Origin of the sequence: Prevotella sp. P5-92, from assembly GCF_002251245.1 — a bacterium.
Classification (GTDB): Bacteria; Bacteroidota; Bacteroidia; order Bacteroidales; family Bacteroidaceae; genus Prevotella.
Genome location: NZ_NPJG01000124.1, coordinates 30,193 through 45,577, shown reverse-complemented (window position 1 = coordinate 45,577; position 15,385 = coordinate 30,193). Strand labels below are relative to the sequence as shown.

General features: G+C 50.1%; 8 protein-coding genes and 1 pseudogene. 3 read left to right on the top strand and 6 right to left on the bottom strand.

The window, feature by feature from the left end; all coding sequences use genetic code 11:
* Nucleotides 1-9 precede the first annotated feature (9 nt).
* The 4 genes from CIK99_RS12745 to CIK99_RS12730 form a co-directional block, all read right to left on the bottom strand.
* The gene (locus CIK99_RS12745; RefSeq protein ID WP_094381871.1) at nt 10-2,355 is read right to left on the bottom strand and encodes a glycoside hydrolase family 3 C-terminal domain-containing protein; all 2,346 of its coding nucleotides are present in this window, start codon (nt 2,353-2,355) and stop codon (nt 10-12) included.
* A gap of 224 nt (nt 2,356-2,579) precedes the next feature.
* A complete protein-coding gene (locus CIK99_RS12740) occupies nt 2,580-3,479 on the bottom strand; it encodes a diaminopimelate dehydrogenase (protein ID WP_094381895.1) in 900 nt (299 codons plus the stop codon).
* 175 nt (nt 3,480-3,654) lie between these two features.
* Nucleotides 3,655-4,257, bottom strand: a complete 603-nt coding sequence (gene ruvA / locus CIK99_RS12735; RefSeq protein WP_094381870.1) for a Holliday junction branch migration protein RuvA — start codon at nt 4,255-4,257, stop codon at nt 3,655-3,657.
* Nucleotides 4,250-5,179 (bottom strand): 2-dehydropantoate 2-reductase, encoded by a 930-nt coding sequence (locus tag CIK99_RS12730; RefSeq protein ID WP_094381869.1) that lies wholly within the window; start codon nt 5,177-5,179, stop codon nt 4,250-4,252. The genes ruvA and CIK99_RS12730 overlap by 8 nt, the downstream gene beginning before the upstream one ends.
* A 289-nt stretch (nt 5,180-5,468) precedes the next feature.
* On the opposite strand from CIK99_RS12730, the gene CIK99_RS12725 reads away from it, so the two are divergent.
* Complete coding sequence (locus CIK99_RS12725) at nt 5,469-6,491, top strand: LacI family DNA-binding transcriptional regulator (protein WP_094381894.1); 1,023 nt, start codon at nt 5,469-5,471, stop codon at nt 6,489-6,491.
* A gap of 54 nt (nt 6,492-6,545) precedes the next feature.
* Nucleotides 6,546-9,668, top strand: coding sequence for an AraC family transcriptional regulator (locus tag CIK99_RS12720; protein ID WP_094381868.1), 3,123 nt, complete (start codon nt 6,546-6,548; stop codon nt 9,666-9,668).
* Between the two features lie 138 nt (nt 9,669-9,806).
* Here CIK99_RS12720 and CIK99_RS12715 read toward each other — a convergent pair whose 3' ends face one another.
* Both CIK99_RS12715 and CIK99_RS12710 read right to left on the bottom strand, forming a co-directional pair.
* Nucleotides 9,807-11,876, bottom strand: coding sequence for a TonB-dependent siderophore receptor (locus tag CIK99_RS12715; protein ID WP_094381867.1), 2,070 nt, complete (start codon nt 11,874-11,876; stop codon nt 9,807-9,809).
* A gap of 113 nt (nt 11,877-11,989) precedes the next feature.
* Nucleotides 11,990-13,960: pseudogene (locus CIK99_RS12710) on the bottom strand (TonB-dependent receptor plug domain-containing protein); the annotation flags it as partial.
* A gap of 381 nt (nt 13,961-14,341) precedes the next feature.
* On the opposite strand from CIK99_RS12710, the gene CIK99_RS12705 reads away from it, so the two are divergent.
* Nucleotides 14,342-15,289 carry a helix-turn-helix transcriptional regulator gene (locus CIK99_RS12705; RefSeq protein WP_094381865.1) on the top strand — a complete coding sequence of 316 codons (948 nt, stop codon included), beginning with the start codon at nt 14,342-14,344 and terminating at the stop codon, nt 15,287-15,289.
* Nucleotides 15,290-15,385 lie beyond the last annotated feature (96 nt).

The following is a 15,385-nucleotide window of genomic DNA, read 5'->3' as shown; positions in this document are numbered from 1 at the left end:
TCTCACGTCTTATTTCCTCTTCAAGAGATTGAGAGGTGCTGTTGGGGCGAGGACGTCGGAGGTTTTTTCCGTATATTGCTTCAGTGTGGCCTTGGCAGTGCCGCGGATGTCGTTGATATTGGCGGCTACGGCGAAGGTGTATTGGCCTGGAGCCACAAGCCACTGACTGTTCTGTTCGTCGTAAGAGGCGAGGTCGCGTACGGGGATGGTCATTGTCAGTGTCTCGCTTTCGCCTGGCTTCAGCGAGCGTGACTTGGCAAACGACTTCAGTTCCTTGGCAGGCTTCTCGAGTCCCGCCTCTGGTGCTGATACATAGACCTGTACGGCTTCTTTGCCTTCCACGGCTCCGGTGTTCTTTACCGAGACGCTTATTTCTACCTTGTCGCCATTTACCTTCACCGCAGGCTTGCCGTAAGTGAAGCTTGTGTAGCTGAGGCCATAGCCGAAAGGATAAGCCACGGGCTTGTCGAAGGTGTCGAAATAGCGGTAGCCCACGTAGATATCTTCCTCGTGGTTGGTGAAGTCGAAGCCCTTCATCGGCGCTCCCCAGCCTTTCATCTCGCGATAAGAATAGAGCGAGAGCTCGTCTTGAGGGAAGTTGGCGGTGGAAGGATGGTCGGACGCCGTTACTGGCCATGTCATGGTGAGCTTGCCCGACGGACACACCTTTCCCGTCAGAATGTCGGCCACGGTATTGCCGCCCTCTTCGCCCGGTTGCCAAGCCATGAGGATAGCGTCAACGCGGTCGCGCCACGACACCGTCTCCACTACCGAACCAGAGTTGAGGATGACGATGACGGGTTTGCCTGCCAGACGGAAGACGTCACTCACACGGAATATCATGTCGCGCTCAAGGTCGGTGAGGTTAAACTCGGTCTTTATGTCGCGGTCCATGCCTTCGCCAGCCTGACGGCCGATGGTGATGATGGCAGCGTCGGCTTCAGGACATGTCTCGTTGATGCAACGCTGCGAGATCTCTATCTCGGGCAGTTTCACCTTTCCGAACTGTGGCATCTGGAACCACTTGGTGGTCTCGCGGTCAGCCTCGAACTTCACGCGTGCATACTCGACGTATTTCTGATAGATGTCGGTGAGGGTCTTGGTCGTTGAGATGCCGGCGTTCTTCAGTCCGTTGACCATGTCGATGACGTAAGGCACGTTGACGTTGCCCGAGCCGCATCCGCAGTGCAGGAAGTCGTAAGAGTTCACTCCGAAGAGCGCCACCTTGTTTATCTTCTGCATAGGCAGCACGTCGTTGTTTTTCAGCAGCACCATGCCTTCGGCTGCCGACTGCCGTGTCACTTGAGCGTGAGCCTTGAGGTCAGGCTTGTTGGTGAAGGCCACTCCGTTCATCTTTGGCGAGCGCACGCAGAGCTCGAGTATTCGGCGCACGCAGATGTCCATGTCGCTCTCCTTGAGTTTGCCCGACTTCACGCTTTTGATGATGTCCTCAATCTGGTTGTCGTAGCCAGGTTCCATGAGGTCGTTGCCGGCATGCACCTGTGCTGCAGTGTTGCGCAGTCCGGTCCAGTCGGTCATCACCATACCGCGAAAACCCCAGTCGTTGCGCAGTATGTCGGTGAGCAGTGCGTAGCTCTCTTGTGCAAATTCGCCGTTGATCTTGTTGTATGACGACATCACGGTCCATGGGTCGCTCTCGCGTATGGCAATCTCGAAGCCACGGAGATATAGCTCGCGCAGGGCACGCTTTGAGAGACGCTCATCTACGCGTGTGCGGTCGGTCTCCTGAGAGTTGACGGCGAAGTGCTTGATGCTCGTTCCCACTCCTTGGCTCTGCACGCCGCAGATATAGGCGGCGGCAATGCGTCCGGTGAGCAGCGGGTCTTCAGAGTAATACTCGAAGTTACGTCCGCAGAGCGGGTTGCGGTGGAGGTTGACGCCTGGTCCGAGGATGACGTCAACGCCATATTCGCGTGTCTCGTTGCCTATGGCTCGTCCCACCTCTTCCACGAGTCGTGTGTTCCATGTCGATGCGAGCGTTGAGCCAACGGGGAAGCCGGTGGCGTAATAAGTGTTGGTGTCGCCTTCGCGCAGAGGGTCGATACGCACTCCTGCCGGTCCGTCGGCTAATACGAGCATGGGGATGCCGAGTCGCGGTATGGCGGCTGTCACTCCGGCTGCTCCTGGCACGAGTTTCTTTGTCTGTCCCACCATGGCACCGCTGCCGGCGTCGCTTTGGTTTGTGGCACCGACGAGCAGCGTGGCTTTCTCCTCGAGTGTCATGGCTTTCAGTACTTCATCAATGTTGTTGGCACTCAGTTTCGGTGCCGTCTGTGCCGAGGCAGCGAGTGTTGCTCCCACGGCGATGGTCAGTAATGTGGTTTTTAATTTCATCAGACTATATGTTTTTTAAGTTATCGAAATAGTATTTTCGTGCAAAGATACCATTTTTTTTCCTTTCAGCAAAATAATATGAAAGAAAATAGCAGAAAATAATATGGAGCTTTCATTCTCCTGTTGTCGTTAATATACGAAAAAGGGAAGTTAATAGACGTTGTGTCTTTTAACTTCCCATCTTGTTGTGGTTTATATGATGTCGTTTTTGTGTGTGGTATATATTATACGAGGTGAGATATGAGTTCCTCACGATCGCCTTCAAGCATGTCTATTACAGGTATTTCGATCATGGTGTAGCATCCTGGCTGCAGGCGCATGGAAGCACGGGCCACGTTCACCAGCACCTGTCCGGTGAGTGCGGGATTGTTGATGCTCATGTTAAACTCCAGACGCTGGTTCTGTGTCTGTCCGCTGACGCCTTTGCGCACGAGGTTTACGCCGTGGCCCATGTCGCGCACGTCGTCAACCGATGCCACCTGGAACACGTGTGTCTCATCGTTGGCAAAATACGGGTCGGCCTTAATGGCCTTTGTCACGTCTTCGAGCTTGTATCCCTCTTCGAGTTCCACATACACCATGCGGCGGTGAATGCCTTCGCCGAGAGGAATAGTCATTGAGAGAGCGTTCTTGACGCCTTCTTTCGACTTCACGCAAACCGAGTGTCCCATCGACATACCTGGACCGAAGTTGGTGTAGCTCAAGCCCTTAGGAGCGAGGCTCTGCATCAGTGTGCGTACTACGGAATCAGAACCTGGATCCCATCCGGCTGCTATTACCGACACGGTGTTGGTCTCCTTGTTGATTGGCATCAGCTCGTTGCGATACTCGAGGATTCGGGTGTGTATGTCGAAACTGTCAACGGTGTTGATGCCGAGAGGAAGTATGTCTTTTGCGAAGTCGGGGCAAGAGCGCGTCGGTGCGGCGAGAATAGCCACATCCACGTCTTTCAGTTCGCGAATGTTCTTTACCACGTCATACTGTGCGAGTTCTGCGGGCTTGTTTTCCGCTCCGTTACGACGTACTATACCAGCTATTTCGAAGTCGTTGGCCGCTTCGAGAGCCTGTATGGTATAGCGTCCTATATTGCCGTATCCCACAACGGCTGCTCTAATCTTTTTCATTTCTTTTTTATTGATGTTTGACTGTTTATTCTTGTTTTCGGTTGCAAAATTACACTTTTTCTGTGAAATAAGTGTCATAATGGCATAAAAAAATAAAGGAAAGTGGCAAAAAATTACAATTTATAGGTGTTTTGAGCCGTAAGGCTATAATCTGTAAGTAAAATCACTACCTTTCTTACTTTATCATCTTCAATGCCATTTTCACCACCAGTTCAACCGGCATGGCGGGATTGTCTTGCAGAATCTTCACCACCACCTTTTGCGATGGGGCGGGCGAGAAGCCGAGCATGGTGAGTGCGCTCACCGCCTCGTCTTTCACCTGGTTGTTTACGGGCTGTTCGATGCTGCCTCCGGCAGGTATTTCCTGTGTGATGCCGAGTGTAACTATCTTGTCGCGCAGATCGACGATGATGCGTTGTGCCGTTTTCAGTCCTATGCCTTTTATGGTTTTTATCATGCGTTCGTTGCCCGTTGAGATGCTGTTACACAGTTCGGCGGGACTCATCGACGAGAGCACCATGCGTGCCGTGTTAGGTCCTACGCCCGAGACGGTGATGAGCAGCAGGAACATCTCCCTTTCCTTCTTTGCGGCAAATCCGAAGAGCACGTGAGCGTCCTCGCGTATTGCCTCGTGGACGTAGAGTTTCACTTCTTTCTTTCCCTGTATGGCTGTGAAGGTGTTGAGCGAGATGTTCATGGCGTACCCCACGCCAGCCGCTTCAACCACGGCTATGGCGGGTGTGAGTTCTGTGAGTTCACCTTTTATATAATCAATCATGTTGTACTTTTATTTTCAGTTCTTTTTCTATAAAACGCAGCTGTTGTTCCAGCATTTCCAACTTCAGCATTCTAAATCCGGCAGCCTTTGCCTCGGCCAAGGGTCGTGTATAGAGATATTCAATCTCCATGGGTCGATTGTTGTCGAAGTCGAGTTTCATGCTTGGCGAATAGGGCGGCATCTTCACCGTGTTGTGTATCATCTTGTCGGCAAAGCTGCTGTCGATGTTTTTTATGCCGAGGGCGTTGGCAGCTCCTATCACCTCGAGCATCTGGTCGTAGATGAGCTGTCTGGTGGAAGAGTTGTCGAGGAGCCGGTTGGTGGTAGTGTTGAGAGCCACGGTCATGCCGTTGAAAGGCATGTTCCATACGGCCTTCTTCCATCTTGCCTCATAATAGTCCACGTCGGAGGCACCTATTCCCGCCTTTCGGAAGTCGTCAATCAGGCGGTTATACTTGTCGGTGTCGCTGCAGTTGTAGTTACCGATGTTGATGTTGCCGTAGAACTGGTGGTTGATGTGTCCTGGTCCGACCTTTGCCGAGCAGATGAAGGCGAGTCCGGCAGCGAGCTGTATGTCCGGCATCATCTTCTCTGCCTCAGCCTCTACGCCGATGCCGTTTTGTATCAGCAGCACGATGGTGTCGGGTTTTAGCAGCGGTGTGAGCAGCGTTGGCAGCAGCTGGTTGTTGGTGGTTTTCAGCGCCACTATCACCACGTCGCACTGCGGCATCTTTCTTGTATCGTCATATATAGCAGGTGCGGCGAGGCGGAAAGCCCCGTCGCAAGAGTCAACGGTAAGTCCGTTGTCAGCCACGTATTCGTAGTCTGAATGCAGGAGGAAATGACCCTCGAATCCTGCTTTGTTTATTTTTGCACAATAGTAACCGCCGATGGCGCCGGTGCCGATGATTGCGTATGTCATATATGTTATGATGTTTTTTTTAACTTCAAAAAAATGATATGTTAATTAGGTTTCGAAATGAAAAAGAGCTGTCTCCCGACAGCCCTTCCTTTTCTTACGTTTTCTAACTAACTTATTATCAACTATTCATTACTCATTGCAAATTCTGCTGCAAAGATAAGGTTTTTTTTGTTAATCATCAAGTTTTTGACTAAAAAAATTACGTAAACGCTTGCGATTTTAAAAAATAACATGTATATTTGCACTCTGAAAGGCAAAACCTAAGAAATAAAAGACTCCTAAAGTGACAATGAATAACGGAAAACATAGAACATCACTGAAAGATTTGGCAAAGCAGCTTGGTGTCAGCATAGCCACCGTTAGCCGTGCGTTGCGCAACAGCCCGGAGATAGGACTTGACATGCAGCAGCGTGTGAAAGCACTTGCCAAGGAACTCAACTACCGCCCTAATCCCTTTGCCCGCAGCCTGAGACGCGAGGCGCCGAAAATAATCGGGGTGGTGGTACCTAATCTGGTGACACATTTCTACTCCGCCGTACTTGACGGAATAGAAGAAGAGGCTTCGAAAGCCGGATATTCGGTCATCAGTGCCAACAGTCACGAGGACTTCGTGAAAGAGGCGAAGGTCGTGGACAATTTCATAGATATGCACGTGGAGGGCATCATCGCATGCCTTGCTCAGAACACTACCGACTATTCCCACTTCGAGGAAATCGCCGATATGGGCATTCCTCTCGTCTTCTTCGGACGCACGTGCATGTCTGACAAGTTCTCTACCGTAACGGCCAACGGCGACGAGGCGGCGCAGATGGCTACCGAACATCTTATCGAGACGGGAAGCCGCCACATCGCCTTTATCGGCGGACCAAACCATCTCGACATGGTGAAACGCCGTAAACACGGATATCTCGAAGCCCTGAGAGAACATCGCATACCCATCGATCGCGAAGTGGTGGTGTGTGACAAGATAGACTATCATACCGCCTTCGACAACACAATGAAACTGCTGTCAAAGGAGAATCGGCCAGATGCCATCCTCGCTTTCAACGACATCGTCACATTCGCCGCCTACTCGGCCATCAGGCAGATGAAGATGCACATTCCCGACGACGTGGCGCTAATAGGATTCTCAGACGACCTGCATACCGAATACGTCACACCGCGCATGTCGGTCATCGCCGACCAGTCGCAGACAATGGGACACGAGGCGTGTCGGCTACTGATGAAAGCCATCAACGGCGACACTAAGGTGAGAAAGGTGATCGTGCCGCAGAAACTCGTCATCAGAGACACGTCGGCAAAGCAAAGATAAAACCTACACCTTATTATATATATAGAACAGACAAACCTACTTATTTCGCAAAAGATGAAATATTGGAAAATTACACGATTGACCGTAGCGCTTGTAGCCTTGATAATGATGGCGCTAACGGCCGTGGCAGAAACGCCACAGATAAAGTTCCAGCGCCTCGACACGCGCGACGGACTTTCAAACTCTCAGGTCAACTGCATCCTGAAAGACTCCAAGGGTTTCGTGTGGTTAGGAACGAAATACGGACTCAGCCGCTATGACGGATATAGGTTCCGCGTCTTCCACTCCAGCACGAAAGACACCGTCTCGCTCCTCAACGACCATGTTGACAATGTCTATGAGGATATCGACGGATATCTATGGGTGCAGCAGGAAACAAAATACTGCGTCTATGACCCGAAGAAGGAGCGTTTCATACACGACCTCTCGCCTTGGTGTAAGAAGGTGGGAATGACAAATAATGTAGAGAAGGTGTTTATTGACCGCGACAAGAACTACTGGATGAAACCATGGGAAGGCGATCTCTACTACTATAACCCACGCACTGGGACAAAGGCGCGTTTTGATGTGATAAACAATGCTTTCGGCGTAAAGGGAAAACAGACCGTCACCTCAATAGCCTCTTACGGGCGCAGCACACTCGTGATGACCAATTGCGGCGTGCTCATGTCGCTCATAGGAGAGGAGAAGCGCGTGTCGTGGGTGTCGAAGCACATAAAAAAGGTACAGCCTCATGAAGCTGTATCCAGACGCATCTATGTGGACCGGAAAGGAAACTACTGGGTGACAAGCGAAGGCAGGTGCTATGTTTACGACCATCGGTATAAGCGATGGTTCGACTCTCTGACTGACTATCTGCGTTGTCTCGGCATCGGCGGAATGTCTTCAGACGTAATCATAGGCGACGTTCAGGAAGACAATCTCGGCAGGATGTGGGTAGCCACCGACCACTCGGGCCTGTTTATCATCGACTATGCGAAACGTGAACTGTACAACTACAACCACGACAAGGCAAACGAGTCGAGCGTGTCTGACCATAATCTCCTTAGACTCTATCGCTCGCTCGACAACCAGATGTGGATAGGCACATATACCGGAGGCGTCAACCAGGTGGTGCTCAACAAAGACAACGTGAAAAACGTGGCCTTGGGCAGCATCAACACCGTGACCGAAGACAAGGAAGGCAACTACTGGCTCGGAACCAACGACAACGGAATCATTAGATACAACCCCGTGACAGGCGAACGTCAGTCTTTTACCATGGCGTCCCACGGACTCTCGTCAGACATCATCGTCACGAGCCGTTGTGCCAGCGACGGCACACTTTGGTTCGGCACCTTTGGCGGCGGACTCATCCAATATGCCAATGGGAAGTTCACAGCCATGCGCAAGGGTACACTCTCAGACGACAATGTGTGGGCTGTCGTAGAGTCGGCCGACAAGAATATTTGGATAGGAACACTTGGCGGCGGCGTGCAATGTATTGAAAAGGATGGGAAAATCTCGACATATAACCAGACAAACTCACATCTCTCGAGCAACTACGTCTCGTCGATGCAGATAACACCTGAAGGATGGATCGTTGTCGGAACATCAAACAACTATTCGCTCATCGACCCTAAGAAACGTAAGGTGGTAAACATGAAACTCGACCAGGATGCCACACGCTCGTCGGTTGTCGCCTCAGCTTGTACACAAGTGCTGATGGACTCGCGCGGACTGGTGTGGTATTGCTCGTCGGCAGGCGTGAATGTGCTTGACAATACTACGGGCGTGGTGACACTGCTCGATCAGGAAAGCGGACTCTCCGGAAATAACGTCTGCTCGGTCATCGAAGACTCACGCCATAACATTTGGGTTGTAACAGAATATGGCATATCTTACATACAGCTCACCATTTCGAATGGAGAGTGGAAGTACGATATCCGCAACTATAACAACAGAGACGGACTCCAGCCTGGCCCGTACAACCAACGCTCGGTCTGCCTTACCAGCGACCGACATGTCCTCGTCGGAGGCAGTAACGGTCTCGATATTATCGACCCAGAACGCCTTGGCAGTCAGAAAATTGTGGGATATCCCGTGTTCAGCGGCTTCCTGCTCTACGGACAACAGATTGAGGTGGGAAAGAAATACGACGGACATGTCATACTGCCAGAAGCTATCAACGAAAGCCGACGGGTGGAACTAAAACACAACGAGAATCAGTTCACCATCCAGATGGCATCAGACCAAGGACTGATAAAAAACCGTTCGCAATATGTATATCGACTCGATGGATTCAGCGACAAGTGGATGAAGACTGAGGCTGGCAACCCGAACATCTCGTTCACAGGTCTCTCTTCGGGCAAATACACACTCGTCGTAAAACTCCTCGACGACCGCAATCAGATGGGCGTCGATGAGAGCCGACTTGAGATTGTGGTGCGACCACCGTTCTGGGCCACATGGTGGGCTTATATCATCTACGCCATCGTCGTGGCTATGCTGGTACGTATGTGGCATCATCGCGAGACAAAGAAACTCCGACTCGAGAAACTGAAGATGGAAAAGGAAGAGGAGATGCGTAAACGCCGCGAGGCAAAGACGGCATACGACAATATCAGCGACGAACTGCGACTGTCGTTCGACAATATCTTCACCAAGCTCGACACGCTGATGAGCGGCGAAAACGACGAGCGCCGTTACGAGCAGCAACAACAGGTGTTTGACAGTGTAGAGACTCTTATGACGCAGATAAGTGAAATGAAACCTGCTGAAAGTCAGAAAGCTACACCTGTGGTGCGGCAAGAGAAACTTCTCATCACTCCTACAATAACAGATGTGCAGATAGTAAGTCTCGACCAGAAACTGGTGGATGCTGCAACAAAATATGTGGAAGACAATCTCTCTAATGGCGACATCACCGTCGAGACCATGAGCGAAGCAATGAACATGTCGCGTGTGCATCTATACAAGCGTCTTACGGCCATCACTGGCATGACGCCGTCAGAGTTCATTCGTGACATTCGTCTCCGTCACGCCGAACAGCTCATTCTCAAGAGCCAGCTCTCAGTGAGCGAGATAAGTTACAAGGTGGGATTCAACAATCCTCGCTATTTCTCGAAGTATTTCAGAGAGAAATATGGTGTCATCCCGTCGCAGTATAAGGGAGATAATGGAGTTTCCCCGTCGTAGTATAAAACAGCAGAAGAAGGCTTTTTAACTTCGTAGAATAAGAAATAAGAAGGTTTTATTACTTCGTTTTATAAATCAGAAGAAGGTGTGAAGAGCGTGGAGTGAGAATCCTCACTCCACATTCTTCATACATTTTTTCTATATATCTATTGAGACGCCTCCTATGAGCCATGTCCCAGGCTGAGGCACGCAGCCATAGTCTATGTATTCTGTGTCGAAGAGATTGTTCACTTCTACATAGATGTTGTATCGTGGAGCCGACCAGCATAGTCTCGCGTCAACGATAGAGTAGGGACTGTAGTTCTTTACTTCACCATCGTAGTCGGTATAAGTGCCGCGACGTTCTTGCCAGCGGAAGTTGATGCCGAGGGCGAGACGGTCGATGATATTGAGTTGGAGGTTTGACACAAACTTGTGACGTAGATACTCCAAAGAGTATTTGCTCTGTATGTCGTTGTCAATGTCCTTGCTCTGGAACAGATAGTTGTAAGAGACATTAATGTGTTTCAAGACAGTCTGTCCTGGTAGCAGCTGTTTGAAGTCCATTGACAGCTGTGCTTCCCATCCCGTCGCCTTTACCTCAGTGAAGTTGACTGATTCCCATGGAGCGTCAGGTCCGTCGCTTGTGTGGCGTATCCAGTCAATCATGTTCTTCCAGTTGTTGCGATACACGCTCGCCTGTGCGGCAATGCCGTGTGCGGCATATTTCACGCCGCCCTCGATGGCATTCACCTCTTCTGGCTTCAGGTTCTTGTCTGCCACATGTCCTCCGATAGAGTAGTAAAGTTCAGTGTATGAAGGCATGCGCAGCGAGGTGTTGTATGAGGCAAACAACTTCACGTCGTCGCCTATACGATAACTGGCATCCACGCCAGGATAAACCTTCATTGCCATGTCGCTCCACGAGTTTTTCGTGGCCACCAATCCGGCTGACAGCGTAAAACGTTCGAGCAGGATATTGTGTTCCAGCACAAAACTCACATTAGTGCGGTTGATGCCATAGGCGTAGGTGCGGTTGGTGCCGTGTATTGGTTTCGGATTGTTGAGAGGCTCGCCGAGTTTCGAACTTACATAGTCCTCGTTTCTCAGCTCAGCACTCACGGCGGTGCGTCCTAATGTCCAGTCAAAATATGAGTTTAGGTTCACTCCGAAGATGTCTGTCCTGTGATAGTTGAATGGCACCTTCTGTTCGTCGTCGCGATAGAGCTCAAAGCGGTCGTTGGAGTGATTCCAGTAGATCGAAGGCTTGAGGTGTATCTTGCCTTTTTTCGTCTCCGCCTGTATGGCAGTGAATGTCTTGAGGGTATGCTCAAACTGGTCGTCCCATTTGGCTCCGTAGAAAGTGTTCGAGCCATAGTCTTTTGTAGAGATGCCAGCATGCCAGTTTACCCTGACGTCATCATCGTCATACGAGCCTTGGTAGAACGCCTTCCCGCCGCTGTAGTCGCCGTTAAGGCCGCCTGCACTGTTGCGGGTAAAACCGTCAGAGCGCGTATAGCTGCCCGACACCTGGTTGCTCCACTTGTCATGGGCGATGTTTCCCCAGGCTCCAGCAGAGAGATAGCCATAGCTGCCGCCTTCTACATGAGCCGAGGCGCTTGTCTCCTTACGTGGCGATGTGATGATGTTGATGGCACCAAGCAGCGACGATGTTCCATAGACCCTGCCTGCTGGTCCTTCGAGCACTTCAATACGTTCGATTTCGCTGATGTCAACTGGGAAATCAAACACGTTGTGTCCTGTCTGCGGGTCGCAGATGTTGATGCCGTTGAGCAAGATAGTGATTTGCTCGCTGTTGCCGCCTCTGATGCTCACGTCAGTCTGCGCTCCAATAGGTCCACGCTGCCTGACATCCACGCTTGCGGCATATTTCAGCAAATCGTTAACACTTTGCACTGGCGCCGCCTGTATATCGGCTCGTTCCAGTACAGTTACCATTCTCGCAGCCTGGGCGCGTGTCAGAGGTGCCTTAGAACCGCTAATGGTCACCTCGTCGAGCGTCATCTCGCGGTCGGTCTTGGTGGCAATGGTGTCTGCTGTCACTTGTCTTACGCTGACGCTTCCGGCACTGGCGTGTTGCAGCGTGGCAACGCTGAGCACACCCACCAGTACCTCACGTCCAAGACAAGCAAACAGCGAGTAGCCTTTGCGTCCAAAATGCTTGAACACGATAGCGCCCTGCTTCTTGTTTGAATTGTTGTTGTACATTTTGTTAATTGTGAATATGTTAAAAAACGGGTGCAAAGGTACGAAGAATAATGAAGAATGTAGAATAAATGATGAAGAATTTTGCGGAAAGAGGAATTTTTCACTCTGTTGTCTTAGAATATCTTCACACCAACGAATATCGTGCGTGGCTGCGTCGGACCATAGAAATAACCTGAGTCGCGGAACTCGCCGCGGTCGAGGTCTTCCTGGAATGCGTTGAACATGTTTTGTATGCCGCAGTTAATCTGGAAATTAAGATGATGACCTAACGTGAATGTGTAAGAGGCTTTTGCAGATAGTTCTATGAAGGATGGGGTGTGGACCATCTCGTCTTGCTCACCGAAATGTGGCACATACATCCTGCCGGTATAAATGCCAGACAACGACAGGTCGAAACGCTTTGCCGGTTTGGCATTCATGGTGAAATAGCCATAAACGTCAGGTGTACGGGGCATGTCCTTTACAGGCGCTACCGTCGGGTCTTCGCTCCAGGTAGTGAACTCCTTGTATCGGCTGCGTTGCATGGTGAGTCCTGCCTGAAGAGAGAAGTTGTCGCCGTGGGCTGCCTTTGCGTCAATGTTCACTCCATATACTTCCGCTCCGTCGCCGTTGCGTCTCTCCTGTATTGTAAAGCCATTGTCATCCACACCGATGTTTTGCAGATAGAACACGTCGGTGAGTGAGGTGTAGAACGTCTCGGCGAGGATATTGAAAAGGAAGTGGCCGCTTCGGAAAGTCCAATCTACCGATCCGCTGAAACTGTTGGAATGTTCGGGCTTTAATCCTTCGGCAAGTTTTATCAGTACACCTTCGCCACCCACGGCTGTAACGTGGAGATCTTCGTCGTAAGCCTGTGGCGCACGGAATCCTGTTGACCATGTGGCACGAGCCTGAATGTCTTTGGCAGGCTTCCACATGACGTTCACCCTCGGACTGAAGATGGGATTGTCTATAAGGTTGTGGCTGTCGATGCGAAGGCCAGTGAGCACGGTGAACTGACGGATGGTCCATTCGCCCTGTCCGTATGCACTGGCAATCCTCACGTCTTGCTTCAGGTCGCGCTTATAGCCAGTCATTATGTCATGAAGAGAGTTGTATTGGTATTCAATGCCAGCGGTGAGCGTGGCAGGCGAGAAGATCAGATGACCGAAACGACCGGTATATGTGGCACCGCCGACATAAGTGAGATCTTTTGTCTTGCCGTAAGCATTAGGGTCTTGCTGTGCTCCATAGTAGCTGTTACGGTCCACATGCTGGACAGAAGAGAATAACGACACTTTCTGTGCCCATTCCTTCCATGCTATATCGTATGTTATGCCCCCGCTATTAATGATGTGTCGTGTCTGTTCGGTGATGTCGGTGAGATGTGGCTCCAGGTCAAACTTGTTGCCGCCACGACGAAATTCGTTGGTGGTGTGATATTCCAATCCCAAACGGGTGAATGCTGACGGACGATAGAAACCGCGCAGACCGAAGGTGTGGGAAGAGAGCTTGCCGAGTTCGGAAAATCCGTCGCCGTCGTGATCATAGTGTTGGCGGTTGCGGTATGACTGATAGAGCGAGAGACCATATTCGTTTTCGTGTCCTACGAGCGACGCGTTAGCTCCCATATAGTCTTCCCATGCCTTGCCGCCGATTGACGAGAGTGTGTTGGATAATTCAAAGGAGTTGCTTTTCGGGTCTTTGGTAATGATGTTTATCGTTCCTCCCACGGCGTTTGCCCCGAACAAGGCCGAGCCGCCGCCTCTCACCACCTCTATACGATCGACCATGGCAGCAGGTATTTGTTCCAATCCATAGACGCCGGCAAGGGCGCTTACCACGGGACGGCTATTGATGAGAATCTGTGAGTATGGACCTTCGAGACCATTGATGCGCACCTGTGGGAAACCGCAGTTCTGGCAGTTGTTTTCCACCCTTAGTCCCGACTGGTAGGAAAGGGTCTTTGCAAGGTCGGGAGCATTGACCTGTTCAAGCAATCTTGCGCTGATGACATTTACCACGACCGGCGCGTCTTTACGCTTTACCACACTTTTGTTTGCCGACACTACCACGTCGTCGAGATTCACAGTGCGATGTATGTCGTTGTCGTGGTGCTCTTTATGTCTGTCGTCTTTTGATAACTCTGGGGTGTTGTTGTCGGAATAATCCAGAATAGTGTCGTTACCATATGAACGACTGTTGGCCACAATCGCGGCAAAAGCCATAAGTACAAATCTTTTTTTCATTTCTTTTTCTAATCCTTTTGTTTGGGCTGCAAAGGTAGATGGTTTGGTAGTAATCTGAAATACGCAAAACATAGTATTCTACAAGGTGTGAGTGTCTCATGATACCAATAAAAGATTACCCCGATACCTTGTTGTAGTGATGTTAATATTGTGAAATAATGACGAATACCTATTTTTTGGTATTGTAAGAATGGCAAAAAATGACTAACTTTGCGCCCAAAATAAAGTCATAGAGAAATGAAAAGGTTGAAACTATACGAAGCTGGAGACAAGATGATTGACCTAATCAGCGACAATTACAGCATGTTGCAGGGACTGGGTGCCTTTGGCATCCGATTGGGTTTTGGGGACAAGACTGTGGAGGAAGTGTGTCGCGAACAAGGTGTTGACTGTTACACGTTTGTCACAGTAGTGAACTTCCTGATAAATGGTTTCACACCAAAGGAAACCGACGACAAGATCTCTGCCAGCACGCTCCTGACATACCTGCGGGCGTCGCATAATTATTTCCTCGACTTCCAACTGCCTACTATACGCCGTAAACTCGAGGAATCGCTATGTGGCGGAAACAATCTGGCGCCGCTCATCATTCGTCTCTATGATGAGTATGCACACGACATACATCTGCATATGAAGTACGAGGAGAAGACTCTCTTCCCTTATGTTGAGGCTCTGCTTAGAGGAGAGCAGATGACGAACTATAACGTGGAAATATTCTCTAAGCACCATAGCGACACTACAGGCAAATTCCTTGAGCTGAAAAATATCATCATCAAGTATCTTCCACATAACGGACTTGCTAACCACCAGCTCACCGCCACTCTCTATGATATATATAATAATGAGGAGTGGCTGGCAAACCATAGCAATGTCGAGGAAGTGCTGTTTGTGCCAGCCATCCGACTGTTGGAGGAGAAAGTGAAAGCCGACGATGTGACGGCACGCCTCACAAACATGATAAAGTGTCCTGATAGTGCTGAGACTGTGTCTGAGCGAGAAAAAGAGATAATAGTCTGTCTTGTGCAGGGCATGTCGAATAAGGAGATTGCCAATAAACTTTTCATTTCTGTCAACACCGTCGTCACCCATCGTCGCAACATAGTACGCAAACTGCAGATACGTTCTCTTGCCGGTTTGACCATTTATGCCATAGCAAACAACCTGATTGATATGCCGCAGATATAACTTTAGTGAAAAAAGAGTTGATTTTTATCTCTTTTGTTGTTAGTGTCGCAAAAATACGTTACCTTTGCTGCCCGAATGAAATAACCTGGAATAACT

Bases quoted from the DNA above. Each gene is read 5' to 3' on its own strand.
- CIK99_RS12720 (WP_094381868.1), top strand. From the start codon at position 6,546: ATGAAATATTGGAAAATTACACGATTGACCGTAGCGCTTGTAGCCTTG.
- CIK99_RS12730 (WP_094381869.1), bottom strand. From the start codon at position 5,179: ATGACATACGCAATCATCGGCACCGGCGCCATCGGCGGTTACTATTGT.
- CIK99_RS12715 (WP_094381867.1), bottom strand. From the start codon at position 11,876: ATGTACAACAACAATTCAAACAAGAAGCAGGGCGCTATCGTGTTCAAG.
- CIK99_RS12745 (WP_094381871.1), bottom strand. From the start codon at position 2,355: ATGAAATTAAAAACCACATTACTGACCATCGCCGTGGGAGCAACACTC.
- ruvA (WP_094381870.1), bottom strand. From the start codon at position 4,257: ATGATTGATTATATAAAAGGTGAACTCACAGAACTCACACCCGCCATA.
- CIK99_RS12705 (WP_094381865.1), top strand. From the start codon at position 14,342: ATGAAAAGGTTGAAACTATACGAAGCTGGAGACAAGATGATTGACCTA.
- CIK99_RS12725 (WP_094381894.1), top strand. From the start codon at position 5,469: ATGAATAACGGAAAACATAGAACATCACTGAAAGATTTGGCAAAGCAG.
- CIK99_RS12740 (WP_094381895.1), bottom strand. From the start codon at position 3,479: ATGAAAAAGATTAGAGCAGCCGTTGTGGGATACGGCAATATAGGACGC.